The sequence below is a fragment of the Patulibacter minatonensis DSM 18081 genome, assembly GCF_000519325.1.
Classification (GTDB): domain Bacteria; phylum Actinomycetota; class Thermoleophilia; order Solirubrobacterales; family Solirubrobacteraceae; genus Patulibacter; species Patulibacter minatonensis.
Genome location: NZ_KI912613.1, coordinates 2,005,223 through 2,031,763, shown reverse-complemented (window position 1 = coordinate 2,031,763; position 26,541 = coordinate 2,005,223). Strand labels below are relative to the sequence as shown.

Below are 26,541 nucleotides of genomic sequence, written 5' to 3'. Positions count from 1 at the left end.
CCCGCGCGGATGCGGGGGCGACCCACAAGGGTACGGATCCGCCGTCGGCGGGCGGGACCGGTGGGGCGGGGGTGGTCGGCGGCTGGGCGGGCCGCCGGACGTGGTCGCGGTTCGGACGCTCCTTGAGGCCGAACGTCGACCACGTCCCGGCGCCCACCGACGTGGTCGCGGTTCGTGCGCCCGCAGAGGCCGAACCGCGACCACGCCTCACGCCCCGCGTCAGGCAGCGGCCTGAACCGCCACGCTCACCGCGAGCGCGCCAATTTATCTAAACCAGACTGACATTCAGCTATTTTTACGTGCTCCCTCCGAACCACCCCGTCGCAGGAGCCCCGCATGTCGACCGCCCCGCTCTCCACCACCGATCCGCTCCGCTTCGCCTACTGGGTGCCCAACGTCTCGGGCGGCCTCGTGATCTCGAAGATCGAGCAGCGGACGTCGCACGAGTACGACTACAACAAGAGGCTGGCCGTCATCGCCGAGCGCGCCGGCTTCGACTACGCGCTCTCGCAGGTCCGCTACACCGCCAGCTACGGCGCCGAGAAGCAGCAGGAGTCCACGAGCTTCAGCCTCGCCCTCGGCCTCGCGACGGAGCGCCTGAAGATCATCGCCGCCGTCCACCCCGGCCTCTGGCAGCCGGCCGTGCTGGCGAAGCTCGTCGCGACGGCCGACACCATCACGAACGGCCGCTTCGCCGTCAACGTCGTCTCCGGCTGGTTCAAGGACGAGTTCACCGCGATCGGCGAGCCGTGGCTCGAGCACGACGAGCGCTACCGCCGCTCGGCCGAGTTCATCCGGGCGCTGCGCGAGATCTGGACGAAGGACCAGGCCAACCTCGCCGGCGACTTCTACCGCCTGCGCGACTACAGCCAGCAGCCCAAGCCGCACGCCGTCGAGGGCCGCCCGCACCCCGAGATCTTCCAGGGCGGCAACTCGACCGCCGCGCGCCAGAACGGCGGCCGGTACGCCGACTGGTACTTCTCCAACGGCAAGGACTTCGACGGCGTGTCCGAGCAGGTCGCCGACCTGCGCCGGATCGCCGCCGAGGCCGGGCGCACCGACGGCCCGCGGTTCGGGCTCAACGGCTTCGTGATCGTCCGCGACTCCGAGAAGGAGGCCAAGGACACCCTGCGCGAGATCGTCGAGAAGGCCGACCGCCCGGCGGTCGACGGGTTCGGCGGCGCCGTCACCCAGGCCGGCGCCTCGACGGGCGACAGGACGGGCATGTGGGCGGACTCGAGCTTCGAGGACCTCGTCCAGTACAACGACGGCTTCAAGACCCAGCTGATCGGCACCGCGGAGCAGGTCGCCGAGCGGATCGTCGCCTACAAGAAGCTGGGCGTGAACCTGAACCTCCTCGCCTTCCTGCACTTCCAGGAGGAGGTCGAGTCGTTCGGCAAGGACGTCCTCCCGATCGTCCGCGAGCTCGAGGTCGAGGCCGGCCTGGACCCCGCCGCGGTGCCGGACCCGCTCGAGGGCCTGACGGTCCCCGTCCCGGCGTGAGCGAGGTCCCGCTCCTGCGGTCCGACGAGGAGGCCGTCGCCGCAGCGGCCGCCCTGGCCGACGAGCTCCGTCCGGGTGCGGCCGACCGCGACCGCGCCGGCGGGGTCCCGCGGGAGGCCCTCGCCGCGCTCGACCGCAGCGGCCTGGTCGGGATCACCGTCCCGCGCGAGCACGGCGGCGCCGAGGTCTCGCACGTCGCGCTCGCCGAGGTGATCCGGCTGATCGCCGCCGCCGACCCGGCGATCGCCCAGGGACCGCAGGGGCACTTCCTCTTCGTCGACGTCCTGCGGCAGCTCGGCACGGCCGACCAGCACGAGCGCGTCTTCGCGGACGTCCTCGCCGGCCGTCGGCTCGGCAACGCGCTGGCCGAGCGCGGCACGAAGCACGCGATGGCGCTGCAGACCCGGCTGTCCAAGGGCGACGACGGCGTCCTGCGGCTCGACGGGCGCAAGTACTACTGCACGGGTGCCGCGACCTCGCACCGGATCGCGGTCACCGCGCTCGACGACACCGACGCCGTCGTCGCGGCGTTCGTCCTCCGCGACGCGCCCGGCGTCAGCGTCGAGGAGGACTGGAACGCGATGGGCCAGCGGGCGACCGCCAGCGGCACGACGATCCTCGACGGCGCCGCGGTCGAGGAGGGCCTCGTCCTGCCGTACTCGACCGCCTACACCGGCCCCCAGCTGCTCGGTGCCCGCGCCCAGCTCGTGCACGCCGCGATCGAGGTCGGGATCGCGGGCGGCGCGTTCGCCGATGCCGTGACGTTCGTGCGCGAGAAGAGCCGTCCGTACTTCGAGGCCGCGGGCAACGGCTACGAGCGCGCGAGCGACGACCCGCACGTGCTGCACCGCACCGGCGAGCTGTCCGCGCGGCTGCACGCCGCCGAGGGGCTCCTCGAGCGCGCCGGACGCGTCCTCGACGGCCTCCCCCACGTCCCCGCGACCCGCGAGGAGGCCGCGAAGGGCTCGCTCGCCGTCGCCGAGGCGAAGGCCTTCGGGTCCGAGGCCGCGGTCGCGATCTCCAGCGACCTGTTCGCCCTGGCGGGCACGAGCGCCGTCGACGACAAGCACGACCTCCACCGCCACTGGCGCAACGCGCGGACCCACTCGGTCCACGACCCGATCCGCTGGAAGTACCACCACGTCGGCGCCGGGGTGCTCAACGACGCGGTGCCGCCGAACCACGGGCAGATCTGAGCCGTACGGGGACCGACCGGGGGTGATCGGGGCGACACCCGCCCTACGCGGCGGTCGTCGCCCGTCGGGCGGTGGTTCGAGGTCACCGATGGTCGGGGCGGGTGGTCCGCGGTCACCGATGGTCGGGTACCGACCACGAACGACCCCGGAAGACCGACCACCCCCGACCTACGCAGGTCCGCGGTCACCGATGGTCCGGTACCGACCACGAACGACCCCGGGAGACCGACCACCCCCGACCTACGCAGTTCCGCGGTCACCGATGGTCCGGTACCGACCACGAACGACCCCGGAAGACCGACCACCCCCGACGCACGCAGGTCCGCGGTCACCGATGGTCGGGTACCGACCACGAACGACCCCGGGAGACCGACCACCCCCGACCTACGCAGTTCCGCGGTCACCGATGGTCGGGTACCGACCACGAACGATCCCGGAAGACCGATCACCCCCGACCTACGCAGGTCCGCGGTCATCGATGGCCGGATCCCGACCACGAACGACCGCGTCGCCCCCGCGACGCTCGGCCGGCCCCACCACGCCACGGCCCCCTCCCACGGCACCGGCACCCGGACCGACCCGCACGGGCCCGCCACGCCCCGAACTCCGCCGCGCCACGGCGCTGCGCATCCGTGAGAGATCGATGAGGAGCGCGGGGCACCGGGATCCCCCGCGGCCGACCGGGTACCCCGAAGGAACCGCAGAACGGCCTACCTCCCTCCTCCGTCCCCTCCCTACGATCGGTCCCCATGTCGCACCCCACCCCCACCCGTTCCCGTCGACGCACCGGCCTCGGGGCCGCCGCGGTCACGGTCGTCCTCGCCACGTCGCTCGCGGCGTGCGGCTCGGACGACGACAAGACCACGAGCACGTCGGCCTCCACCCCCACGACCACCGCGGCGACCACGACCACGACCGGCGGCGCCTCGGGCACGACCACGCAGGCGGGCGGCACGACGTCCGGCGGCGGGACGGCCGGGGGCGGCGCCCCGAGCGGCGCCGGCGTCGGCAAGGCCCCCGCGGCGAACGAGGGCGCGATCCGCGCCGCGCTGAAGCGGAGCCCGGAGGCCACGAAGGCCGCCGGCACCGCCCGGTACACGACGACCCAGACCGTGTTCGGGGTCAAGACGTCCGGCACGGGCACGATCGACACGGCGACCCAGACGGTCCTCATCGAGCAGCGCATCCAGGGCGCCGGGAGCGCCGGCGGCACCGTCCAGGTGTACGGCGAGAAGGGCAAGATCTACATCCGCCAGGGCAGCGGCCCGTGGCAGGTGACGGACTCGCCGATCGCCGTCGGCGACCCGCTCTCCCAGCTCAAGCTGCTCGACAAGGCGAAGATCACGAAGATCGGCGGCACGAAGACGTACGACGGGAAGACCTGCCGGGAGTTCACCGCCTCGCTCGGGTTCAAGGACGCGCTGGAGAGCATCGGGGCCGCGCAGGCCAAGCAGCTCCTGAAGGCCGTCCCGGGGAACGCGTCGATCCCCAGCACGTCGTGCATCGACGACGCCGGACTCTCGTACGCGACCAGCAGCTCGTACGACATCAAGAAGATCCTCGGCGACGCCGTCCCGTCGGGGCTGCCCGGCGGCGAGTCGTCCCAGGACATCCGCATCACCGAGTACGGCACCGCGCCGAAGCCGGAGCGCCCGGCCGGGATCGACGACGCGAAGCCGCTCGGCGCGGGCGCCGGTTCCGGCAGCAGCTCGCTGACCCAGTAGGCCCGTGCGCGATCCCGGGGCGCGCGGCCGGCGCCCCGGGCCTGCGTCATCCCCTGGCGTCCCGCCGCTATCGTGGCCGCCCGTGAGCTTCGACGATCTCGTCCGCCGCGCCGGTGATCGCCTGGCCCGTCCCGCGTCCCGTCGCCGCTTCGTCGGTGCGGTCGGGCTCGGGACGGCCGCGGTCGCCTCCGGGGGGCTCCTCGGCTGCGGAGACGACTCGAAGGGGTCGGCGAAGAAGCAGCCCCGCCGGATCCCCTTCCAGGACGAGAACTTCCGCACCGTCCCCGCGGACCGCGTCCCGAAGGGCGCGGTCGGTCAGGACGCCGTCGCCGTCTGCTACTCGCCGTACGTCGTCACCGCGACCGAGCCGAACACGAAGAAGCTCGGCCGCACCGGCGTCGCCGTCCGCAAGGGCCCGCACCCCGACGCCGAGATCGTGCTGACGAACGCCGGCGACGAGGTCTTCGTGCACCAGGGGGCGCACTTCGCCCGGCAGAGCGCCCGCGAGGCCCCGGGCTGCGCGTCGCCGCCCGAGCGCGAGGCCCTCGACGGCTGGATCTGGGGCTACCCCGGCCAGGACGTCCGGTCGAAGAAGAGCGGCTGGATCCCGCTGCAGATCGACGGGAAGACCTACGTGAAGGCCGCCCCGGACTACCGCGACCAGCCGAAGAACGACGGCTTCCTCTGCGGTCCGGCGCGCAAGGACTTCGACTGCCGCGACGCCGTGGCGTCGCAGAAGGCGTGCGGCCACGACGACTGCGGTGGTCCGCCGCTGGACGACATCCGCTGCCGCGCGACCCCGCTGCGCCGCCGCGTCCGCCAGGCCGCCACCCGCAAGTCGTCGAACTTCGAGGACTACTACCTGCGGCTCTCGTTCAACTCGACCGCGTTCGGGTGGGTCGAGCCCGGCGACGTCGTCGACGAGCTGTGCCGGCGCAGCGCCCCCTCCTACGGCGTGTGCTGCGTCGAGTGGAGCTTCGTCGAGATCGTCCGCAGCGAGGCGCTGCCGAAGGGCACGCGCGGCTGGATGCTCGAGACCGGCCTGGCACGGAAGGGCCGCAAGCCGCTGTCCCGCACCGGCCCGCCCGGGAACTACCGCAAGGGCTGAGCCCCGCCCGGCGGCCGCCGGGTCAGATGAAGCGGTCGCCGAACGACGCGACCACGGCGAGGGCCCCCGCGAGGTCGCCGCGGGTGGCGACCCCGAGCTTGCGGAACGCCACCGTCAGGTGCCCCTCGACGGTGCGGGGGACGACGGCGAGGTGCTCGGCGATCGTCGCGTTCGGGATGCCCTCCGCCGCGAGGTGGGCGACGCGCAGCTCGGCCTCGGTGAGCTCCGCCGGGCCGTGGAGCACGTCGCGCCGCGGCGGGCCGCCGGCCGCCCGGAGTGCCCGCCCGGCCTCCGCGGCCAGGGCCGCGGCCCCGCACGCGCGGCCCAGCTCGACGGCCTCGTGCAGCGCCTGCCGCGCCTCGTCGGCCTCGTCCCCGCGCAGGAGCTCGGCGCCGAGGACCAGCCGGGCCCGGACGCGCGTCGGCGCGTCGGCGGCGAAGTCGGCCAGGACCACCGCGTGCTGGAGTCGCGCGGCGCGGGTCGAGGCGGGCGTGATCGTCGCGGCGGCGAGCACGGCGACGGCGATCGGCCGCGCGACGCCCACGGTGCGCGCCGCGCGCAGCTCCTCGTTGACGAGCCGCCGGGCACCGCGCCCGTCCCCCGCCGCGTGCAGCAGCACCCCGAGCTCCGAGCGCCACGGCGCGACCGCCGGGTTCGCGATCCCGGCGGCGGTGAGCCGGGCGCCCGCGTCCTCGAGGTCCTGGATCGCGTCGGCGCGGCGGTCCTGGGCGACACGGAGCCGGGAGCGCTGCAGCAGGACGACCGGCGCGCCTCCGTCGTCGGGGACCGCGCCGTCGAGACCGGCACCGGTGAGGATCCCGTCCGCGTCGTCGAACGCACCGAGCGTCAGGCGTCCCTGGACGACCAGCGCGGTCGCGAGGCGTCCGGGTCCGTCGAGGCCGGCGACATCCGCGAGCGAGCGTGCGGCGACGGCGTCCTCGAGGGCGGCGGCGAGCTCGTCCGCGTGCCGCAGGACCTCGGACCGGACGAGCAGCGCCCCCACCCGCAGCGCCGCGTCGTCGTGCGCCCGGGCGTCCGCGACGACGGCGTCGAGCGGGCCGCGGGCCTCCTCGTGCTCCCCCGCGAGCAGGAGCACCGTCGCGGCCTCGACCGCGTCGTGCCCCGACGCCGACGCGAGGACGTCGCGGGCCGTCTCGAGCGGCTCCTCCACCGGCTCGGCGCGCAGCACAGCTGCCGTCGCGCCGGCGAGCCGCGGTCGTGCGGGGCCGCCCGCAGCGCCCGGCGCGGGCCGTGCGTCGCGGTCCTGGGGCACCTCCGGTTGCGCCGCGGGGCGATCCATCGACCAGCGATCCTACGGGCCCGACGCCGGCCGTTCGCCGGTTGGCGGCCTGCCGCTCAGGGTGCCGCGACGTCGTGCGTCGCGGCGGTCCGAAGGGCGATGGCGCGCAGGCGCTCGATCCCGTCCGGGCGGTCGATCGCGGCCACGATCCCGTCGGGGGAGATCCCGAGCGCCGACGGGGTCGTCGCGCGGCGCAGCTCACGGGGTAGGACGTCGATGGAGACCGCGGGGATCCCGTGGAGCGGCCGGCGCCGCAGGTGCGCTGCGGCGTCGTCCTCCCGCAGCACCACGACGCTGACCAGCCGCACGGGCGACCCCTCGTCCCGCAGGGTCTCGAGGTCCTCCTCCACGCCGACGCATCCCGCACACCCGGGCGCGTGGAACACGAGGAGCGTCCCGGTGTCGCGCTCCCCGCCGAGCTCGAGGACGCGGTCCCCGTCGGCGGGAGCCGACCCGGGCAGCAGCCGGACGGTCGCGGTCGGGACGGGGTCCCCCTCCTCCGCGTCCCACTCCGGCACGTCGAGGACGTCGCCGCCGTCGAGCTCGTCCAGCCGCAGCCGGAGCTCCGCGGTCTGGCGCAGCAGAGCGAGGACCACGGCGACCAGCAGCGCGATGACCGCCCACGCGAGGACGGCGGAGACGACCCAGACGGTGCTCACGGGACGACCACCAGGCGGCGCAGCGCCGTCGCGAGCAGCCACGCGCAGGAGAGGCCGGCGGCCACGGTGAGCGCGCCGGCCAGCTCCTGCGTCCCGAGCTCCCACGACGCCGCGGGCGGCCACGCCACGACGACCGCCGCCGCGACGACGAGCACGAGGTTGCGGACCAGGGCCTGCGCGGGCGGGGCGTCGCCGGCGCCGCCGAAGCAGTGGCACGACGCGAGCGCCGCGGGTGCCCGGCGCGCGGCGAGGCGGAGCAGCACGGTGAACGCGACGAGCGCCCCGGCGGCGACCACGGCGCCGACGCGTGGGGCGATCCCGGTGAGCAGCACCGCGCCGAGCACGACCTCGGTGGCCGCCAACGTGCGCGTGAGCGCGAACGCGGGGACCGTCGGCGCGAGCACCCGGCGGACCAGGACGACCATCCCGGCCGGATCGCGGAGCTTGGCGGCCCCCGAGGCGAGGAACACGCCGGCGAGCAGCAGCGACAGGGCCGCGGGCATCGGACCAGGGTACCGGCCGGCCGTCGCGCGCCCGCGGTCGTCGCGGCCCGGGCGCGCGGGCCGAGCACCCGTGGCCACGCGCCAGGACGGGCGTCCGTGCGGTCCGCGGGCCGTGCGGACGGCTACAGTCCCCGCGATGCAGTCCCCCGGTGATCCGTCCGGCCCCCCGTCGTCCGAGGACCCGGCGACGCCGTCCCCGGCCGCCGAGGACGCCCCGGCGACGCCGGCAGCAGACGGCGGCGGCACCCCGGCGACGCCTGCCACCGACGCGGGCGACGACGCCCCGACCGCCGACGCCGACGCCTCGTCGGACGCCCCGGTGGCCGGGCGCGACGGTTCAGGCGTTTCGCGCGTGGCCCTCGCGACCTCCGGGTCGCGCCGGCCGTGGCTGATCGCCCTGGCCCTGATCGTCCTCGGCGGGCTGGTCCTGCGGCTCTGGGGGATCCGCTGGGGCCTGCCGTACGCGTACAACCTCGACGAGCGGTCGCACTTCGTGCCGCGCGCCGTCGCGTACTTCCAGCAGTCGTCGCTCGACCCGGACTACCAGCTCAACCCGTCCGGGCTGATCGAGTGGATCGCCGCCGCGCTCTGGGTCTTCAAGGGCGGCAGCGACGGCGTCGTCAAGGCCTGGAACACCGACCCGGGCGCCGTCTGGACGATCGCCCGCGTCGCGTCGGCGGTCCTCTCGACCGCCGCGATCGGCCTGATCTACGCGGCGGGCGCGCGGCTCTACGACCGCCGCGTCGGGCTGCTGTCGGCCGCGATCCTCGGCTTCGCGTTCCTGCCGACGCACTACGGGCACCTGGCGCTCAACGACGGGCCGTCGCTGGCCCCGACCGCCCTGGCGCTGTTCGCGATCGCGGGCATCGTCCGCTACGGCCGACGGCGCGACTACGCGCTCGCCGGCGCCGGCATCGGGATCGCGGTCGGCCTGAAGTACAACGCCGCGTTCGTCGGCCTGCCGCTGCTGACGGCCGCGGCCGTCCACGCCCTCGGCTGGCGCCTGGGCGACCTGGCCCCGGCCGGGTCGCGGTGGTGGGGCGTCCGCGGGGTGCCCGCGACCCCCGGCGGGCCCTACGCCGCCGCGGGCGGGACCGCGACGGGCGGGACGCGGACGACCGCACCGACGGTCACGCCGCCCCGGGCCGCCGACGCGCCGGACGACGTGGCCGTCGCCGCCCCCGCGACCGCGACCGACCCGCCCGCGGAGGCCCGGACCGGGCTCGCCGGGCTCGTCCCGAACCTCGGACCCGCGGTCGTCGGCGTCGTCCTCGCGGGCGTCATCGGCTTCGCGTGCTTCTTCGTGCTCGACCCGTACGCCGTCCTGCGTCCGGGGTTCTTCAAGAGCGAGCTGCAGCACCTCTCGGACTACACGGCCGGCGGCCTGCTGCTCGGCGAGACCCAGCGCTCCGGGTACCGCTACTACGCGTGGTCGCTCGTCTGGGGCTTCGGCGTCGGGCCGATGATCCTGTGCGTGCTCGGCGGCGTCCTCGCGCTCGCCAAGGACCGCTGGCAGGCGATCGTGCTGCTGCCCGCCCCGCTGATCTTCCTGCTCGTGATCGGCTCGCAGGGCCGCTACTTCGCCCGCTACGGCATGCCGATCTACCCGATCCTGGCGATCCTCGCCGCGGCCGGCGGGGTCTGGCTGGGCAGCTGGATCCTGCAGCGGCTCCGGGCCCGCGGGTCGCTGCGGGTCGCCCTCGGCGTCGTCGCCGCGCTCGCGATCCTCGCGCAGGGTCTCGTGACGGTCGTCCACAACGACGTCGTGCTCTCCCGCGAGGACACCCGGTCGGAGGCCCGCGACTGGATGGTGAAGAACATCCCGGCACGGACCACGATCGTGGTCGAGCCGATGGTGCCGCGCGAGTGGTACGCCGATGGCGCCGTCGTGAAGGCGGGCTCGCGCGCCGGGTACCGCTGGGAGCGCCTGACGCGGACCGGCGAGGAGAAGAAGGCGCTGATCCGGAAGTACCCGAAGCTCAAGGCCAACATCCGGCGCAACGCCGACTTCGCGAACTACGGCTACACCGTGTTCCCGGGCATGCTCGACTTCTACCGGCAGAAGGGCGCCTGCTACATCGTCTCGGGCTCCCTCCAGACCGGCCGCGTCTTCAACAACCCGGGCCGCGTGCCGCAGGCGGTGAAGTACTACGAGGCCCTGGAGCGCCAGTCGGACGTCGTCTTCCAGGCGAACCCCTTCAAGGGCCCCGAGGCGAAGAACTACTTCCAGTACGACCGCGCGTTCAACTTCGGCCAGCTCCGCTACGAGCGGCCGGGCCCGTCGATCCGCGTCTACCGCCTCCACCGCTGCACCCCGAAGGTCGTGCAGGTGCAGGTCGACCGCAAGGCGTGAGCGCCGCCTCGGCGCTCAGTGCACGTACACGGACCCGAGGAACAGCGCGACCCAGGCGATGCCGATGTAGCGCAGTCCCGGGTCCCGGATGACGAGCTCCTCGGGGGCGCCGCCCTTGCCCTGGTCGACGAGGAGCGCGTAGCGCATGATCCCCATCACGAAGGGCACGATCGACAGGCCCCACCACGGGACGTCGCTCGTCTTGGGGTGCTCGAACGCCCACAGGCAGTAGGTCAGGATCGTCACCGACGCGGTCATCGTCACGACGAACCGGAGGTACTCCAGCGTGTACTGCTGCAGCGCCTTGCGGGTGGTGCCGCCCTCGCCGACGTGCAGGAGCTCGCCGTGGCGCTTGCCGGCGACCATGAACAGCGAGCCGAAGCACGTGACGGCGAGGAACCACTTCGACAGCGTGATGTCGACGGCGACGCCGCCGGAGATCGCGCGGACCGCGAAGCCCGTCGCGACGACCACGATGTCGAGGATCGCCGTGTGCTTCAGGCGGAAGGTGTAGGCGATCGTCAGCGCCTTGTACGCGGTCAGCAGCGCGCCGAGGTGCCAGGAGATCGCGTAGGCCATCGCCAGGCCGCCGACCAGCAGGACGACGGTCGCGATCAGCGCGGCGCGGACCGGGACCACGCCGGACGCGATCGGCCGCGTCCGCTTCGTCGGGTGCGCGCGGTCGGCCTCGACGTCGCCGACGTCGTTGAGGATGTAGGTCGCGCTGGAGACGAGGCAGAACGCCACGAACGTCAGCAGCGTCTTCAGGATGACGCTGCCGTCGTCCAGGCCCGCGCCGGCGGCCGGCGCGGCGAAGACGAGGACGTTCTTGATCCACTGCTTCGGCCGCGCGGTCCGGACGAGGCCGCGCGCGACGGACGTCGCCGTCCGCGGCTCGTCGGGGATGCCCGTCGCGGGTGGCGCGAGCGGCGCGGGGGTCGGCGGGCCCTGGACCGGCGGCGGTGCGTCGGTCAGGGACCCTGAGGCTTCGCCGGACACTCCCTCCAGTCTGCCGGATCGCCGGGGGCCGGACCAGCCCGACCCCGCCCGGCCGACCCTCGCCGGGCGGGAGGACGCCCGGAAGCCGTACGCTCTGCGCGGCCCATGACCACCCCCGCCGAGACCCCGACCCCCGAGCGCACGAAGTTCCAGCAGTGGCTGACCGACCTGCCGCTGACCCCGAACGCGATCTCGATCGCGGGCCTGATCGGCAACATCGTCGCCGCGGTCCTGGTCTGGCAGGAGCACTTCGTCCTCGGCGGCATCGCCTTCATCCTGGGCTCCGTCATGGACACGCTCGACGGCCGCTACTCCCGGCTGTCGGGCAAGGGCACGACGTTCGGCGCGTTCCTCGACTCGACGCTCGACCGCATCGAGGAGGGCATCGTCCTCACCGCCGTGGTGATGGTCTACGCCAAGCACGGCGACGACGTGAACGCCGGCATCGCGGCGCTCGCCGCCGTGTCCTCGCTGCTCGTCTCCTACACGCGCGCCCGCGCGGAGGGCCTCGGGCTGGACGGCAAGGCCGGCTTCGGCAGCCGCGCGGTCCGGGTCGTGATCCTCTCGATCGGGCTCGTGCTCGGCGGGAACGAGATCGCCGACGGCCTGAACCTCCTGGACCCGTCGATCTGGGTCCTCGCCGCGCTGGGCGTGTTCACGACCGCGCAGCGGATGTGGCACGTCCGCTCGCAGCTGAACGCCCCGAAGACCTGACGGCCGCCGGAAGGCGCCGGGCGCGCCGTCCTGGAAATCTTTATGTAGGACGTTCCCGTTGACCGTCGGTCGGCAAGAACGCGGCGCGGAGGACACCGCCCCGTTGACCGTCGGTCGACAAGAAGCCAGTGCCCAAGCGGGATCACGCGCGTTCGCCCGCCACCGCACGCCCCGCGCGACGACCGCGCTCTCGCTGACCGCCGGTCGGTAAGCGCTCCCGCCCGACGGCACACGCGACCCCACGACGCGCGCAGACCTGCAACCATCGACCCACGACCCCGGTGGATCACCGTTGTGATGCACCCGCGGGACGGGACGTGGACGGCTCGCCGAGCGAGTTGTAACCGCCCCGGACCGCTGGGGTTCATGGCTCAGGACCTCCCGCCGGCGGGTAGGCCGACCAGCACGGGGCGCCGCTGCGCACCCACGCCGAGCCCCATCAGTCGCCGGCCCTCCACGAGACCTAGGACACCGAGACCACCGTGACCACCAGCACCACCAACGGGACCGCCCTGTCCAACGACACCGGCCGCTACCAGCGCGACAAGGTGCGCGTCGCGATCATCGGCGTCGGCAACTGCGCCAACTCCTTCATCCAGGGCGTCGAGTTCTACAAGAACGCCGACGCGAGCAAGCCCGTCCCGGGCCTGATGCACGTCGACCTGGGCGGCTACCACGTCAACGACATCGAGTTCACCGCCGCGTTCGACGTGAACGAGACGAAGGTCGGCAAGGACCTGTCCGAGGCCATGTGGGCCTTCCCGAACGACACGATCAAGTTCGCGGACGTCCCGAAGACCGGCGTCACCGTCCACCGCGGCATGACGCACGACGGCCTGGGCAAGTACCTCAAGCAGAAGATCACGAAGGCCCCGGGCGAGACCGCGGACATCGTGAAGATCCTGAAGGAGACGAAGACGGACGTCGTCGTCTCGTACCTCCCGGTCGGCTCCGAGCAGGCCACCAAGTGGTACGTCGAGCAGGTCCTCGAGGCCGGCTGCGGCTTCGTCAACTGCATCCCCGTCTTCATCGCCCGCGAGGACTACTGGGACAAGCGCTTCCAGGAGAAGGGCCTGCCGATCATCGGCGACGACATCAAGTCGCAGGTCGGCGCCACGATCGTCCACCGCTCGCTCGTCCGCCTGTTCCACGAGCGCGGCGTCGTGCTCGAGAACACGTCGCAGCTGAACGTCGGCGGCAACATGGACTTCTTCAACATGCTCGAGCGCGAGCGCCTCGAGTCGAAGAAGATCTCCAAGACGAACGCCGTGACCTCGGTCGCCGGCGTCGAGCTGCCCGCCGACCAGGTCCACGTCGGCCCGTCGGACTACGTGCCGTGGCTCACCGACCGCAAGTGGGCGCACATCCGCCTCGAGGGCAAGGCCTTCGGCGAGGTCCCGCTGACGTGCGAGCTCAAGCTCGAGGTCTGGGACTCCCCGAACTCCGCCGGCGTGATCATCGACGCCGCGCGCCTGATCAAGCTCGGCCTGAACAACGGCATCTCCGGCCAGCTCGACGGCCCGTCCTCGTACCTCATGAAGTCGCCGCACAACCAGCGGCCCGACGACATCGCGCGTCAGGACACGGACGCGTTCATCGAGGCCAACAAGGGCAAGGACGCCGGCGTCGCGAAGTCGGCGAAGGCCGCCGCGGCCACGTCCAACTAGGACCGCACCGCCCGGCCGCGAGCCCGGCGAGCACCACGCCACCCCGGCCGCTCACGCGGTGGACGTGGCGCAGGACCGACGAAGGCCCCGGAGCGTGCTCCGGGGCCTTCGTCGTTCCCGGCCGTCCCGCGGCCGCGCCGTCCTGCGGCGCGGGGACGACCCAGACGTGCCCGTCGGCGCCGGGCGCGACGCCGGTGCCGACGATGCCACCGAGCTGCCCCGAGGCGGTCCCGGCGGTCCCCACAGGTCGGCAGCGGGGCGGCCGTCCGCCCCGCCCCCGCGGGTCACCTCGGTGCCGGGCCGCCCGGCGTCGCGCGGACGCGCCGCCCGTGCGGCCCTCGCCCGCTACTTCCCGCCGACGTGGAACAGGTAGAGGCCGCCGCTCTTGCAGCTGAAGGCGAGGTAGTTGTATCGGGTGCTCACGCCGACGTCGGAGACGTCACCCGACGGGCACTGGCCCTGGGGGATGCCGTACCCGCCGTTCTTGCCGGACTCGAGCACCTGGACCTGCAGGCACGCGAACGCGCCGTTCCCGAAGGCCACGGCGCTGCCGCCGCCGTTGAGCGTCGTCGGGGTCGTGGCCCGGCCGAAGGACTTGACGCCCTTGGCGCTCGAGCCGGCGATGATGCCGACCTTGTAGGCCGTGCTGCCGCGGTGGAAGGAGATCGCGCGGACATAGCCCTGCTTGCCGCCGCCGTTCGGGAACCCGCCGTCGGCCTGCGGATCCTCGCCCGTCGTGATCTTCTTCTTCCTGCCCTTCTTGGTGATCGTGTAGATCGACCCGCTCTGGCCGTACGCGGCCTGGGCACCGTTGAGGGTGGTGGTGGGCGTGTTCATGCCGGCACCGGACGCGATCTTCTTCCCCGCGCCGCTGCCGGTCGCCACGTACAGACCGTCCTCCGTCGTCACGTAGACGACCTTCGAGTCGCCGGAGATGCCGACGCCCGTCGCGTTGCCCGGGACGTTCACGCGCTTGATCGCCCCGCCGCCCGCGCCCGCCGTGAAGGCGCTCGTGCTCCCGGCGACGGCGCCCGGCAGGTTCGTGGCCTTGGACAGGAACGCCATCTTCGTCGGGCCCTTGGCGGCGTCGCCCTTGGCGGTGAAGCCCGACAGCGACGGCGCCCACGAGTCGGCGTCGCCCTGGGTCACGGCCGCGGTGGTCCCCTTCTGCCAGGGCCCGCCGTCGTTGCGGTTGACGTCCCCGCCGCGGCTGGTGACGACGACGTTCTTGATGCCGTTCTCCTCCACCACGTAGGCCAGGCGCTTGTTCTTGCGGCCGTCGAGCGAGAACTCGGGCTCCGTGATCGTCCCGTCCGCGATCTTCTGCTGCTTCGAGCCGTACTTCGTGAGGAAGTTCGGGTTCGAGTAGCTCGAGTTGCAGGAGCCGGCCAGGCGCGGGGTGGCCGGCTCGCCGACGGCGGCCGAGGACGGCCCGGCGGCGGCGAGCCCCAGGGCGATGATGGAGGCGGTCGCCCCGAGGCCGGCCGCCCCGGTCGCGACGCGCCGTGTACGAGAGGTCGTCGTGTCGTGGTTCATGGTGTTCACCGTAGCGGCCGACCGACCACCCGGGGCGCGATTCCGCCCGACGTCGGGGTCAGGTCGGACGGGGCCCTGGCCTATGCTCCGTCGGTGCCCGCAGCCGAGTCGTTGGCGATCGCCCAGGTCACGCCCTACCCGCTCGAGGCGGACCACCCGGTCACCGCCCACGTGCTCCGCCTCGCGGACGAGCTGGCGGCGCTCGGGCACCGCGTCGTGGTGCTCGCGGCGTCGCGCGACCACGCCCGGGTCGCGGAGTCCCGGCGGCTCCTGAAGGCCGACCCCGCCGCCGTCCTCCCGGAGCCCGGCGGCGACCCGGTGGTGCTCGCCGTCGGCGAGGCGTTCCCGGCGATCCCGGGCGTCGACCGCGCCCCGGCGCTGGCCGTCGACGCCGCCCGCACCGTCGACGACGCGCTGGCGGGCATGCCCGTCGACCTCGTCCACGTGCACGAGCCGTTCGGCCCGTCGGTCTGCAGCGCGGCGCTCCGCCACAGCCGCGCCCTGAACGTCGGCACGTTCCACCTGCCCGCCGAGCGCTTCATCGCGGGCATGGGCGCGGGCGCCTCCGACGGCAGGGGCAGCGGCTCCGACATCCTCCGCAAGCGCTCGGGCCGGCTGCTCGGCCGGCTCGACGACCGCCTCGCCACCAGCGCGGCCACGGCGGCGCTCGTCGCCCGCTCGTTCCCGATCGGACGCGGGTACGCGCCGCGCGTCCCGCCGGCGCCGACCGCGGGGCTCGGGCTCGAGAGCATCGACGGTGCGCCCGCACCCGGCGCGTCCGCCGGGGGGACGTCCGACCCGACCGCACCCGCGAGCCCGACCACGGGCGACGACCGGCTCCCGGTCCACATCGTCCTGCCGCTCGACGAGGAGCGCAGCGCCCGCCGCACCGCGCTGCGCGCCCTGCGGCGCCTCGACGCCGCGCTGCCGTGGCGCGCGACCGTCGTGGTCGCCGACGGGGACGCCGTGCCGCTCGGGGCCGGGAACCTCCCCGCGGCGCTCCGCGAGCGCGTGGTCTTCGCTCCCGCGCGGAGCCTCCCGTCCGACACGGACGTCGTCGTCCTCGCCTCCTCGGGCACCCGGCCGGCGCCCCACGTCGTCGTCGAGGCCCTCCAGGCCGGCGCGGTCCCGGTCGCCAGCCGGATCGACGTCCACGACGAGCTGCTCGACGACGGCCGCCGCGGACCGCTCTTCGAGCCCGGCGACGTCGAGGTGCTGGTCCAGCAGCTCCAGCGCCTGGTCGCGGACCCGGCCGCGCTGCAGCGCTTCCGGGACGCCCAGACCCAGGAGCCCCTGACCGAGCCCGACTGGGACGCCTACACCGCGTGGGTCGTCGACCGCTACGACGCGCTGCTCGCGCGGCGCCACGATCCCGCGCGCTTCGACCCGAAGGTCCGGGCCCGCCTGCGCGAGCGCCCGCTGATCGACGTGGACCTGCACATGCACACCGACCACTCGGGTGACTGCGCCACGCCGGTCGAGGTGCTGCTCGACGCGGCCCGCAAGCAGGGTCTCGGCGCGATCGCGGTCACCGACCACAACGAGGTCTCCGGCGCGCACGAGGCCGCGCTGAAGGCCACGGAGTACGGGGTCAAGATCATCATCGGCGAGGAGGTCATGACCGCCGACCAGGGCGAGGTCATCGGCCTGTTCATCTCCGAGAAGATCCCGAAGGGCGTGACGCTGCAGGAGGCGATCGTCGAGATCCGCCGGCAGGGCGGCCTGGTCTACGTGCCGCACCCGTTCGACCGCATGCACTCGGTCCCCGACTACGAGCACCTGCTCGAGGTCGTCGAGGACGTCGACGCGATCGAGATCTTCAACCCGCGGGTCGCGATCTCGTCGTTCAACGAGGAGGCCGCCCGGTTCGCCGCCAAGTACCGGATGGTCGCCGGCGCGGGGTCCGACAGCCACGTCGCCCAGGGCCTCGGCTCCGTCCGGATCCGCATGCGCGACTTCGACGGCCCGGAGGAGTTCCTCGCGTCGCTGGCCGACGCCGAGATCCGCACGAAGTCCGGCACGCTCGTCTACGTCCAGGCGCTGAAGTTCCTGGAGACCGTCGCGACGCCCGCCCCGGCGCGCCGGCTCGTGCGCGAGCGTCGCGTGCGCCGGGCGACGCGCGGCTGAGGGTCGGGGACGGATCCGGGACCGCCGGGGGACGGGGAGGCGCGTACCTTGCACCCGCCACCCCACTCCGATCCCGAGGCATCCGTGACCCGTCCAGCCCCCTCCACCCTCCTGCGCCGCCTGGCCGTCCCGGCCCTCGCGGTCGCGGCCGTCGCCGCCGTCCCGTCCGGTGCCTCCGCCGCCGGGAACTGCCCGACCTCCGGCAAGACGCTCGCCGTCTCGCTGAGCTCCGACCCGACGCCCGTGCCGATCGCCCGCGTCTGGCGCAGCGGCGGGAAGACCTACGGCTGCACGACGACGTCGGGCATCGCGCCGAAGACGCGGCTCCTGACGACCCGCAAGGCGAGCCTCGTCCGACTGGACTTCGACACGGTCGGCTGGACGGCGAAGGTCAAGCGCAAGGGCAAGACGGTCACGCGGGTCTGGGCGTACGACCTGGCGAACGGCAAGCCGTGGCTGTCGGGCGTCCAGCCCGTGCCGGCGCGCGCCGAGGGCGACCCCCGCGAGGAGGGCTCCGTCGACCAGCTGCGCGTCGGCTCCGGCCTGATGGTCGCGTGGGTCGCGAACGGGTCGACCGTCGTCGTCGGCGCGAAGACCCCGGACACGATCGAGCTGGTCGAGGAGGGCGCCGCCGCCCCGCTCTTCAGCGACGGCGGCCTGGCCGTGGCGGGCAGCTACGAGGCCGACGCCGCCGCCCGGGGGAGCCTGCGCTCGAGCCTGAAGATCGCGCCGGTGCCGGGCGACCACGGCGACGCCGACGACTGCGAGTACCAGTACCTGACGGCGGTCACGTGGAAGATCGGCGGCCCCGACGCCCTGGAGGCCAGGATCGCGGGCAGCCGCGCCACCCCCTACACCTGCCCGTAGGACGCGGGTCCCGCCGGGACGAGGGTCGGCACGTCTGCCACCGCAGGGGTGGCGAACGTGCCGACCCGCGTGCCGGCGGACGGCCTCCGGCCTCCCCGGCCGTATCCTCCCGGCGTGCGGCGACGCCTTCCCCCGCCCTGGGCGCTGACCGCGCTCCTGGCGCTCGTCTACGTCCTCTGGACGCCCGCGACCGGGGACTTCGCCGCGCAGGCGTACCGGACGACGCTGGCGGAGCGCGGCGTCTGGCTCTGGGACGCCGGCTGGTTCGGCGGCCACCACCTGCCGAGCTACAGCGTGCTGTTCCCGGCGCTCGGCGCGCTCGTCGGGACCGCGGCGGCCGGCGGCGTCGCGGCGACGGCCAGCACCTGGGCGTTCACCGGGCTCGTCCGCGCGCAGCGCCCGGGCCCGGGCGCGGAGGCCGGCGCGTGGTGGTTCGCCGTCGGCGGCGCCGCCATGCTCACGACGGGCCGCCTGACCTTCCAGCTCGGCGTCGCGTTCGGCCTGCTCGCGCTGTGGCTCGCCGCCCCGGCCCGGGACGCCGGCGATCCCGGGCCGCTGGCGGTCGCCGCGGACCGCCCTTCCCCGGAGCCCCCGCCCGTGTCCCGGATCCGCGTCGCGGCGGCGCTCCTCGCCGCGGCGCTCACGCCGCTGGCCAGCCCCGTCGCCGCGCTCTTCCTGGCCCTCGCCGGCGTCGTCTGGTGCCTGCACCGCCGGACCGTGCGGGGGCTGCCCGCCGCCGTCACCGTCGTCCCGGTCGCCGTCGCGGTCCTCCTCACCGTCGCCTTCCCGAACGGCGGCAGCCAGCCGTTCGCGGCCTGGGAGGCCCTGCTCGCGATCGGCGCGCTCGCGGCGGCGGCCGCCGTCCTGCCGGGCGAGGAGCGGGCGCTGCGGATCGGCACGGTGCTCTACCTCGTCGCGATCGCGCTGTCCGCGGTGCTCACGACCCCGATGGGCAGCAACGCGCCGCGCCTGGGGACGTTGCTGGCCGGCCCGGTGCTCGTCGCGGTCGTGGTGGGGCGGCGCCGTGGCGCCCCTGCGCCCGGGAGCGACGGCGGCCCGCCGGAGCGGACCTCGAGTCCCGACGGGCCGCCGGGGAGCACGCGCGCCGCCACGTCCGGTCGCCGCCGCGCGGCCTTGATCGCCGCCCTCGGGCTCCTGCTCGTCTGGCAGCTCTACTCGCCGGTCCAGCAGACCCTGCGGGCCGCCGACGACGACACGACCGCCCGGTCGTTCTACGCGCCGCTGCGGGCGGAGCTCCTGCCGCGCCTGCGCGCCGAGCCCGCCCGCGTCGAGGTCCCGCCGACCGCGCGCCGCGGCGAGGCGCGGTGGCTGGCGCCCGACGTCCCGCTCGCGCGCGGCTGGATCCGCCAGCTCGACGGGGAGCGCAACGCGCTCTTCTACCGGGACGGGTCGCTCGACCCCCGCGTCTACCGGGCCTGGCTCGAGGACAACGCGGTCACCTGGGTGGCGTTGCCGGACGCCCCCGCCGACGTGCGGTCCAAGGCCGAGCGGGCGCTCCTGCGGTCCGGTCGGGTCCCCGGGCTGCGACGGGTCTGGGCCGATGCGCACTGGACGCTCTGGCGGGTCGTGGACGGTCGCCCGCTGGCGTCGTGGGCGGACGAGGGCGGCGGCCCGCGACCGCGGGTGACCGCCGAGGGCCCCGACTCGTTCGTGCTCGAGGTCCCCCGCGCGGGGGTCGTCGACCTGCGGATCCGGTGGAGTCCGTACCTCCACGTGAGCAGCGGGAACGCCTGCCTGCGACGGAGTCCAGGAGATTGGACGCACGTGCGAGCCCCCGCACGCGGTACGGTTCACGTCGGCGTCACCATCTCGACGCCCTGGCGCACGGCCGCGCCAGCCGACTGCCCCGCGTAGCCCTCGGCACGCCGGTGGTCTCCGTCACCGGCCGTCCCCGTGATGCCAGACGCCCTGCCCCGCACCCGCCGCTCCGTCCAGCACCTGGTGGTGGAGCAGGTCACGAAGCCCCGCCGGTTCCTGCCCAACGGCGCCATCGACGCGGTGCTGCAGCTCGTCGTCGTGGTGATCGCGTACAAGCTGTACCAGAACACCCGCGGCCTGATCAACGACCAGCTCGGGGCCAGCCAGGCGTTCGCGAACGCCGACTGGATCGTCTCCACGGAGCGCTTCCTGCACCTCGACATGGAGAACGGCATCCAGTCGTTCGCCCGCAGCGTGCCGGGGCTCTCCGACGCCTCGGCGCTGATGTACATGAACGCCCAGTTCACGGTCACGTTCGGGGCGATGATCTACATCTACATGCGGCACAACCAGGCCTTCGGCTTCGTGCGCAACATGTTCATCGGCGCGTGGACGCTCGCCCTCGTCGGCTACGTGCTGATGCCGACGGCCCCGCCCCGCCTGGTCCCCGGACTCGGCATCCACGACGCGGTCGCGGAGATGACGAAGGTCGACCTCGCGGACCAGAACAGCGCCGCGGCGAAGCTCTTCAACCCGTACGCGGCGGTCCCGTCCATGCACGTCGGCTTCTCGCTGATGATCGGCATCCCGCTCGCGCGGCTGTCGACGCACAAGGTCACCCGCGTCTTCTGGGGGCTCTACCCGCTCGCCGTGTTCTTCGTGGTGATGGCGACGGGCAACCACTTCTTCCTCGACGGCATCTTCGGGGCGCTCGCGGTCGGGATCTCGGCCCTCGTCGCCCGGCGTCTCGGGCAGCTCCGGCCGCACGCGTGGCAGTTCGGTCCGCGCCCCGTCCCCGAGGGTGCGGCCTCCTAGCCCGCCCGGTCGGACGGGCACGCCGGGGACGACGGACCCCCGCGGTCCGTGGCCCCGGCCGCCGGGTCCGACCGCCGCGCGCGCCGCAACTCCTGCCCCGCCGCGCGTGCAGCACGACTTGCTGCATCCGGCAACGACGGCTGCAACCGCGAGGACGCCGGGACGCCGGGGGCAAACAGGACCGCGATGCCCGTGACCGACGACGAGATCCACGAGAAGTACCTCGAGCGTGCGATCCGTGAGATCAACGCTCTCAACCACGACGTGCAGGACGCGCGTCCCGACGAGGGGTCGGTGGCGGTCGTAGGCGCCGGTCATCCACAGGCCGACGTGCTGCTGCTGAAGCACCACGCCTCCCGCGAGGAGGTCGAGGAGGGCGTCGCGTTCTACGGTCGCACCGGCTCGGCGCTCCTGAAGAGCTTCGGCCGCCTCGGCGTCGACCCGACCACCGTCTACGGCACGCTGTGCGACAAGTGGTCGTCGCCCGACGGCGACCCGGCCGGGGTGCTGCCGGCGGTCGCCGCGGACGTCCTCGCCGACGAGATCGCGATCGTGCAGCCGCGGATGATCGTCGTGCTCGGCGGCGACGCGCTCGAGGTCCTGAACGGCCTCGACGTGCCGCTCGCGGCGCCGGTCCGCGACGAGCCCGGCACGATCCAGCGCTTCACACCCGCCTGCCAGGTCCTCGTGACCCCCGCCCTCGACGACGCGCTCGACGAGCTCGGGGCCAAGCAGGCGTTCTGGACCGCCTTCCGGGAGCTCGGTCGGTGGCACGACGCGCTGCCCCCGTACTAGCGGTCCTCGGCGCGCTGGCGGCCCTGCTGCTGCTGGCGCCCGCGTTCCCGGAGCTCCAGCCGCCCCAGCGGGCGGCGCTCGTCGCGGCCGTGCCGCCGATGGCGCTGCTCGGCGCCCTCACGTACCTGCTCGCGCCGTTGACGAGGATCCCCGCGGCGCTCGCCGGGCTGGCCGGGGTCGGGCTCGTCGCCACGGCGGCCACCGCCGCGGTCGACGCGCACGGGGGCGGCACGCTGCCCGAGGCGCTGCTCGCGATCGCCCTCGGCCTGCTGTTCGCGCGGGTCTTCGACCTGGGGGCGTTCGTCATCGGCCTGCCGCTGGTGATCGGGGCGGTCGACCTCTTCACCACGCTCTCGGGCGACGCCGTGAAGACGTGGCCGATGCCGGTCTCCGGCGGCGACCCGCTGGTGCTCGAGCTCCCGTCGTGGAGCGCCCAGACCGGCGCGGCCGAGATCTCCGTCGCGACCGTGCTCTTCCTCGCCGCGCTCCAGGGCTACGCGGTGCGGGAGCGCCTGCGCCCGGCGGGCACGGCCGTCGGGATGACCGTCGGCCTGATCCTCGCCTACCTCCTCGAGTGGCGGACCGAGCGGGCGATGCCCTTCACCGCATTCGTGGCGGGTGGGTTCCTCGTCGCCAGCTCCGACCGTCTGCCCACCTGGCTGCGGGCCGGCGGCATCGAGCGCGGCTGACGGCGTCCACGGGGTCTGCCACCATTCCGCGGCATGGTGGTCGTGATCGTCGTGGTGGTCGTCCTCGTCCTGGTGGGGCTCGCCTGGGCGCTCGTCTACAACGGGCTGATCGGCGCCCGCAACCGCGTCGACGAGGCGTGGAGCGGCATCGACGTGCAGCTCAAGCGGCGGCACGACCTCGTGCCGAACCTCGTCGCCGCGGTCAAGGGCTACGCCGCGCACGAGCAGGCGACGTTCCAGGCCGTCACCGACGCGCGGGCGAAGGCGATCGCGGCCCAGGGCCCGGTCCAGACCGCCGCGGCGGAGAACGAGCTGAGCTCCCGGCTGGTCGACGTCCGCGCCGTCGCCGAGGGCTACCCGGAGCTGCGGGCGACCGAGAACTTCCAGCAGCTGCAGGTCCAGCTGACGCAGCTCGAGGACGAGATCCAGGCGTCGCGGCGGCTCTACAACGGCAACGTGCAGCACTACGACACGAAGCGCCAGATCTTCCCGAACTCGATCGTCGCCGCGCGCGGGCCGTTCCCGGCCAAGCCGCTCTTCGAGCTCGCCGACCCGGAGACCGAGCGGGCCACGCCGCAGGTCTCCTTCTAGCCGATGCGCGGGGCACCGGCCGACGAGGACGCCACCCGCGGCGCCCACCTGACGACGATCCTCCGGACGACGAGCTGGCGGGTCGGCGTCGCCGGGACGGCGCTGGCGCTCGGCGCCGTCGGTGCGGTCGTCGGCGCCGGCAGCGGCGCCGGCCCGGCCGTCGCGGCGTTCTTCGGCGGCGCCGCCGTCGGGCTGCTCCTCGTGCTCGGCATCGCGTTCGCCGTCGCCGACGGCCGCGCGGCGTCCGACTTCTGGGCGGGCCTCGCGACGGCGACCGGCCTGCAGGTATCCGACCGCGACGACCTGCCCGAGCTCACGCCGCTCCTGGCCGCCGGCGACCGGCGCAACGTCGACCGCTGGCTCGAGGGCACGCTCGACGGCCACCCCGTGGGCCTCGGGCACTACACGTACGAGGAGCGCCACCGGGACAGCAAGGGCAACACGTCGTGGACGAGGTACCCCCACACGGTCTGCTTGGTGGACCTCGAGCAGGACGGCGCCCCGTCGTGGATCAGCGGCGTCTACCTCCTGCGCAAAGGCAGCTTCATGGGCATGGTCGGCGGCGAGAGCCGCGGGCGGTTGCCGTGGCGGGTGGACCGCAAGAAGCTGGAGTCCGCCGAGTTCGACGACCGCTTCAAGCTGTTCGTGCAGGACGGCGTCGACGAGGTTCGGCTCCGCGAGCTGTTCTCCCCGTCGTTCCTCGTCGAGCTGATCGACCACCCGCAGCCGATCGGGTTCGAGCTGCACGCGGGCGCGCTGCTCGTCAACGTCGACGACTACCGCCGCGACGCCGCGGGGCTGACCGACGTCCTCGAGGCGACCCGCGCGATCGCCCGCCGCATCGCGGACGAGATCGCCGAGCACCGGGCCACGTCCGGCTGACCCGCGACACCCGAGCGGGCCGGCCCCCACGCCGGTGCGCCGGGGCCCGCCGACGTCCGTTGCGCCCCGTCCGAGGCGCCCGCGGCGGGCCCGCACCCGACGAGGCCGGCGCCGTCGAGCGCTACGGTGGGGCCGTGGCCCCACGGCTCCACCTCGCGGTCGCCCAACCACGGACGGCGACCGGCCGCCTCGCCGACAACGCGCGGGCGCACGCCGACCTCATCCGTCGAGCACGGGCCCGCCTGGTCGTCTTCCCGGAGCTGTCGTTGACCGGATACTCCTTCGCCGCGGGTGCTCTCGGGACCGACGACGGGGCGTGGACCCCGATCGTCGACGCCTGTGCCGCGCACGGGACGGTCGCGCTCGTCGGAGCGCCGGCGACCGGATCGGGTGGGCTCCCGGCCATCGCGACGTTCGTGGTCGACGGCTCGGGCGCCGACGTCGGGTATCGGAAGGCGTGGCTCGGCGACGCCGAGCGCCCGCACTACGCGGCGGGCGACGAGCCCGGGATCGTCGACGTCGACGGCTGGCGTGTCGGCCTCGGCATCTGCAGGGACACGGGGGTCAAGCGGCATGTCGACGGCATGGCCGCCGCGAGCATCGACCTCTACGCGGCAGGCCTGGTGCACGCCCCCGAAGACCTGGAGGAGCAGGACGCCCGCGGGCGGCGCATCGCGCTGGCGACCGGGGCGCACGTCGCCTTCGCGAGCTTCGCCGGGGCGACGGCCGAGGGGTACGACGCCACCGCGGGGACGTCCACGATCTGGTCCCCGCGCGGGGACGTGCTCGCCCGGGCCGACGCGGAACCGGGCCGGGTCGCCGACGTCACGATCCACCGGTAGGCCGCGATCGGGTCGACGCGGAACCGGGACTCGCTCCCCTCCGGGACCACGCCCCGACGCCGGACGGCGTCGCGCGATCACCACAGGACGGCGTGCGACGTCACATCGTCAGGACGATCTTTCCGAGCTTGCCGCCGCCGGCGAAGTGCTCGTACGCTTGCGCGGCGTCGTCGAGCGGGTAGGTCGCCGCGACGGGGACGGTGATCGCGCCGCGGGCGACGAGCGGCAGGACCTCGCGCTCGATGCGACGGGCGGCGGCGGCCTTCTCCTCGAGCGGCCGGGCGCGGAGCGTCGAGCCCATGATCCGGCCGCGGGCGGCCATCAGCTGGAAGAGGTTGATCTCGCCCTTCGGTCCGGCGCCGACGCCGATCACCACGATCCGGCCCCCGGTCGCGAGGCGGCGGAGGTTCACGTCGAGGTTCGGCGCACCGACGAGCTCGAGGACGACGTCGAACGGATCGACGGAGAGGTCGCGATCGGCGAGGGCGTCGGGGAAGACGACCTCGTGGGCCCCCAGCGCGGCGACCGCGTTGTGGAGCTCCGGGTTGCGGACCGACGCGGTGACGTGCGCGCCGATCGCGTGCCCGAGCTGCACGGCCGCGGTCCCGACCCCGCCGGCGGCGCCGTGGACGAGGAGCCGCTCGCCGGGACGGAGCCCGCCCTGGGCGACGATCGCGTCGTGCGCGGTCGTGAAGACCTCGGGGAAGCCCCCGGCCTGCGCCCAGGACAGGCCGTGGGGCGTCGGCGAGATCTGGCGCTCGTGGACGCTCAGGAGCTCGCCCTGGCCGCCGCCACCGGTGATCCCGCAGACGCGGTCGCCGACCGCGAAGCGCTCCGCCGCGGGCCCGAGGCCGACGACCTCGCCGGCGAACTCGAGACCCGGGATGTCCTGCGGGTGCCCGGGCGGGGCGGGGTACTTCCCGGCCTTCTGGAGCATGTCGGCGCCGTTCAGCCCGGCGGCGTGGACCCGGACGAGCACCTCCCCCACTCCGGGCTCGGGATCGGGGTGCTCGGCGACGACGATCTCGCCGTCGCGGACGGTTGCGGCGCGCATGACCCCACGCTACCCGGGCGGACGGGCGCGAGAGGGCGACGCCACCGGCCATCCGGGGTCGGGTCGGGGGTCATCGATGGTCGATATGCGACCAGAGGCGACCCCGCACGATCCGAGAACGGAGGACCTGGTCCTGAAGCCGGGGTCGAAGGTCACCGATGGTCGGTATCCGACCAGGAACGACCCCGTGTCCTCCGCCGCCGGGGTCGAAGGTCACCGATGGTCGGTATCCGACCAGGAACGACCCCGTGTCCTCCGCCGCCGGGGTCGAAGGTCACCGATGGTCGGTATCCGACCAGGAACGACCCCGCGTCCTCCGCCGCCGGGGTCGAAGGTCACCGACGGTCGGTATCCGACCAGGAACGACCCCGTGCCGTCCGGGGCGGAGGTCCGGGTCCCCGGGCCTGGGTCGGAGGTCACTGGTGGTCGGCGACCGACCAGAAGTGGCCTCGCGCCCTCCGCGATCGGGCGCGAACACCGGTCCACGGCCCTGGTCGGCCGGGCGACGGCCGTCGGCGCCGGGACGACGGTGACGAACGCCGCCCCGCGCCCTGACGGCGCGGAGCACGGTCTCCGTCTTCCGCTCGGGCCGGACCCGACCCGGCCGACGTGTCGCCCGCCCCGGTTGCTCGCCCGGCCGGCCGCTCGCCGCCCGCCCGCCCGACCCGACCGCTCCCC

At 74.3% G+C, this 26,541-nt stretch carries 22 protein-coding genes; 16 read left to right on the top strand and 6 right to left on the bottom strand.

Features of this window, described 5'->3' with window-relative positions:
• Positions 1-336: 336 nt before the first annotated feature.
• The 4 genes from sfnG (at position 337) to PATMI_RS0109340 (ending at position 5,531) form a co-directional block, all read left to right on the top strand.
• On the top strand, positions 337-1,503 hold the full coding sequence (gene sfnG, locus PATMI_RS0109355) for a dimethylsulfone monooxygenase SfnG (protein WP_026910700.1): 1,167 nt from the start codon (positions 337-339) through the stop codon (positions 1,501-1,503).
• Complete coding sequence (locus tag PATMI_RS0109350; protein ID WP_026910699.1) at positions 1,500-2,699, top strand: SfnB family sulfur acquisition oxidoreductase; 1,200 nt, start codon at positions 1,500-1,502, stop codon at positions 2,697-2,699. Before sfnG ends, PATMI_RS0109350 begins: the two co-directional genes overlap by 4 nt.
• Before the next feature lie 749 nt (positions 2,700-3,448).
• Positions 3,449-4,423, top strand: a complete 975-nt coding sequence (locus PATMI_RS34230) for a hypothetical protein (protein WP_051471262.1) — start codon at positions 3,449-3,451, stop codon at positions 4,421-4,423.
• An 82-nt stretch (positions 4,424-4,505) separates the two neighbouring features.
• Complete coding sequence (locus PATMI_RS0109340) at positions 4,506-5,531, top strand: hypothetical protein (RefSeq protein ID WP_026910698.1); 1,026 nt, start codon at positions 4,506-4,508, stop codon at positions 5,529-5,531.
• Positions 5,532-5,553: 22 nt separating this feature from the next.
• Here the strand turns inward: PATMI_RS0109340 and PATMI_RS0109335 are convergent, their stop codons facing one another.
• The 3 genes from PATMI_RS0109335 to PATMI_RS34225 are packed head-to-tail and all read right to left on the bottom strand — an operon-like array spanning position 5,554 to position 7,993.
• A complete protein-coding gene (locus tag PATMI_RS0109335; RefSeq protein ID WP_026910697.1) occupies positions 5,554-6,831 on the bottom strand; it encodes a helix-turn-helix transcriptional regulator in 1,278 nt (425 codons plus the stop codon).
• Between the two features lie 56 nt (positions 6,832-6,887).
• Positions 6,888-7,490, bottom strand: coding sequence for a hypothetical protein (locus PATMI_RS0109330; protein WP_026910696.1), 603 nt, complete (start codon positions 7,488-7,490; stop codon positions 6,888-6,890).
• Positions 7,487-7,993: a MauE/DoxX family redox-associated membrane protein gene (locus PATMI_RS34225; protein WP_051471261.1), complete on the bottom strand. Its 507-nt coding sequence runs from the start codon at positions 7,991-7,993 to the stop codon at positions 7,487-7,489. The genes PATMI_RS0109330 and PATMI_RS34225 overlap by 4 nt, the downstream gene beginning before the upstream one ends.
• 136 nt (positions 7,994-8,129) lie before the next feature.
• Here PATMI_RS34225 and PATMI_RS0109320 point away from each other — a divergent pair, with 136 nt between their 5' ends.
• Positions 8,130-10,346, top strand: a complete 2,217-nt coding sequence (locus PATMI_RS0109320) for a glycosyltransferase family 39 protein (protein WP_026910695.1) — start codon at positions 8,130-8,132, stop codon at positions 10,344-10,346.
• A 15-nt stretch (positions 10,347-10,361) separates the two neighbouring features.
• Here the strand turns inward: PATMI_RS0109320 and PATMI_RS0109315 are convergent, their stop codons facing one another.
• On the bottom strand, positions 10,362-11,345 hold the full coding sequence (locus PATMI_RS0109315) for a decaprenyl-phosphate phosphoribosyltransferase (RefSeq protein WP_245604142.1): 984 nt from the start codon (positions 11,343-11,345) through the stop codon (positions 10,362-10,364).
• A gap of 105 nt (positions 11,346-11,450) precedes the next feature.
• Between PATMI_RS0109315 and PATMI_RS28745 the strand changes: the two genes are divergently transcribed.
• Together PATMI_RS28745 and PATMI_RS0109305 are read left to right on the top strand one after the other, a co-directional pair.
• Entirely contained in the window at positions 11,451-12,059 is a 609-nt protein-coding gene (locus PATMI_RS28745; protein WP_036725583.1) for a CDP-alcohol phosphatidyltransferase family protein, read from the top strand.
• Between the two features lie 512 nt (positions 12,060-12,571).
• Positions 12,572-13,726, top strand: a complete 1,155-nt coding sequence (locus PATMI_RS0109305; protein WP_026910693.1) for an inositol-3-phosphate synthase — start codon at positions 12,572-12,574, stop codon at positions 13,724-13,726.
• A 345-nt stretch (positions 13,727-14,071) separates the two neighbouring features.
• On the opposite strand, the gene PATMI_RS0109300 is transcribed toward PATMI_RS0109305, so the two are convergent.
• The gene (locus PATMI_RS0109300; RefSeq protein WP_026910692.1) at positions 14,072-15,262 is read right to left on the bottom strand and encodes a hypothetical protein; all 1,191 of its coding nucleotides are present in this window, start codon (positions 15,260-15,262) and stop codon (positions 14,072-14,074) included.
• 93 nt (positions 15,263-15,355) lie between these two features.
• On the opposite strand from PATMI_RS0109300, the gene PATMI_RS0109295 reads away from it, so the two are divergent.
• The 9 genes from PATMI_RS0109295 to PATMI_RS0109255 all read left to right on the top strand — a co-directional run bounded on the left by PATMI_RS0109295 (position 15,356) and on the right by PATMI_RS0109255 (position 24,809).
• Positions 15,356-17,389, top strand: coding sequence for a PHP domain-containing protein (locus PATMI_RS0109295; protein ID WP_026910691.1), 2,034 nt, complete (start codon positions 15,356-15,358; stop codon positions 17,387-17,389).
• Between the two features lie 84 nt (positions 17,390-17,473).
• The gene (locus PATMI_RS0109290; RefSeq protein ID WP_026910690.1) at positions 17,474-18,256 is read left to right on the top strand and encodes a hypothetical protein; all 783 of its coding nucleotides are present in this window, start codon (positions 17,474-17,476) and stop codon (positions 18,254-18,256) included.
• Positions 18,257-18,370: 114 nt separating this feature from the next.
• Positions 18,371-20,131, top strand: coding sequence for a hypothetical protein (locus tag PATMI_RS28740; RefSeq protein ID WP_036725579.1), 1,761 nt, complete (start codon positions 18,371-18,373; stop codon positions 20,129-20,131).
• A gap of 42 nt (positions 20,132-20,173) precedes the next feature.
• The gene (locus PATMI_RS0109280; RefSeq protein ID WP_084269819.1) at positions 20,174-21,010 is read left to right on the top strand and encodes a phosphatase PAP2 family protein; all 837 of its coding nucleotides are present in this window, start codon (positions 20,174-20,176) and stop codon (positions 21,008-21,010) included.
• A 186-nt stretch (positions 21,011-21,196) separates the two neighbouring features.
• Positions 21,197-21,805 carry a uracil-DNA glycosylase family protein gene (locus PATMI_RS0109275; RefSeq protein ID WP_026910688.1) on the top strand — a complete coding sequence of 203 codons (609 nt, stop codon included), beginning with the start codon at positions 21,197-21,199 and terminating at the stop codon, positions 21,803-21,805.
• Positions 21,778-22,494 carry a hypothetical protein gene (locus PATMI_RS0109270; protein ID WP_026910687.1) on the top strand — a complete coding sequence of 239 codons (717 nt, stop codon included), beginning with the start codon at positions 21,778-21,780 and terminating at the stop codon, positions 22,492-22,494. The genes PATMI_RS0109275 and PATMI_RS0109270 overlap by 28 nt, the downstream gene beginning before the upstream one ends.
• A gap of 33 nt (positions 22,495-22,527) precedes the next feature.
• Positions 22,528-23,085: a LemA family protein gene (locus PATMI_RS0109265; protein WP_026910686.1), complete on the top strand. Its 558-nt coding sequence runs from the start codon at positions 22,528-22,530 to the stop codon at positions 23,083-23,085.
• A gap of 3 nt (positions 23,086-23,088) precedes the next feature.
• Positions 23,089-23,967, top strand: a complete 879-nt coding sequence (locus tag PATMI_RS0109260) for a hypothetical protein (RefSeq protein WP_026910685.1) — start codon at positions 23,089-23,091, stop codon at positions 23,965-23,967.
• Positions 23,968-24,101: 134 nt separating this feature from the next.
• Positions 24,102-24,809, top strand: coding sequence for a carbon-nitrogen hydrolase family protein (locus tag PATMI_RS0109255; protein WP_026910684.1), 708 nt, complete (start codon positions 24,102-24,104; stop codon positions 24,807-24,809).
• A 100-nt stretch (positions 24,810-24,909) separates the two neighbouring features.
• Here PATMI_RS0109255 and PATMI_RS0109250 read toward each other — a convergent pair whose 3' ends face one another.
• Positions 24,910-25,863 carry a zinc-binding dehydrogenase gene (locus tag PATMI_RS0109250; protein WP_026910683.1) on the bottom strand — a complete coding sequence of 318 codons (954 nt, stop codon included), beginning with the start codon at positions 25,861-25,863 and terminating at the stop codon, positions 24,910-24,912.
• Between the last annotated feature and the right edge of the window lie 678 nt (positions 25,864-26,541).

Coding starts and splice junctions, on each gene's coding strand:
- sfnG (WP_026910700.1), top strand. CDS start 337: ATGTCGACCGCCCCGCTCTCCACCACCGATCCGCTCCGCTTCGCCTAC.
- PATMI_RS34230 (WP_051471262.1), top strand. CDS start 3,449: ATGTCGCACCCCACCCCCACCCGTTCCCGTCGACGCACCGGCCTCGGG.
- PATMI_RS0109335 (WP_026910697.1), bottom strand. CDS start 6,831: ATGGATCGCCCCGCGGCGCAACCGGAGGTGCCCCAGGACCGCGACGCA.
- PATMI_RS34225 (WP_051471261.1), bottom strand. CDS start 7,993: ATGCCCGCGGCCCTGTCGCTGCTGCTCGCCGGCGTGTTCCTCGCCTCG.
- PATMI_RS0109320 (WP_026910695.1), top strand. CDS start 8,130: ATGCAGTCCCCCGGTGATCCGTCCGGCCCCCCGTCGTCCGAGGACCCG.
- PATMI_RS28745 (WP_036725583.1), top strand. CDS start 11,451: ATGACCACCCCCGCCGAGACCCCGACCCCCGAGCGCACGAAGTTCCAG.
- PATMI_RS0109300 (WP_026910692.1), bottom strand. CDS start 15,262: ATGAACCACGACACGACGACCTCTCGTACACGGCGCGTCGCGACCGGG.
- PATMI_RS0109280 (WP_084269819.1), top strand. CDS start 20,174: ATGCCAGACGCCCTGCCCCGCACCCGCCGCTCCGTCCAGCACCTGGTG.
- PATMI_RS0109275 (WP_026910688.1), top strand. CDS start 21,197: ATGCCCGTGACCGACGACGAGATCCACGAGAAGTACCTCGAGCGTGCG.
- PATMI_RS0109265 (WP_026910686.1), top strand. CDS start 22,528: ATGGTGGTCGTGATCGTCGTGGTGGTCGTCCTCGTCCTGGTGGGGCTC.
- PATMI_RS0109260 (WP_026910685.1), top strand. CDS start 23,089: ATGCGCGGGGCACCGGCCGACGAGGACGCCACCCGCGGCGCCCACCTG.
- PATMI_RS0109250 (WP_026910683.1), bottom strand. CDS start 25,863: ATGCGCGCCGCAACCGTCCGCGACGGCGAGATCGTCGTCGCCGAGCAC.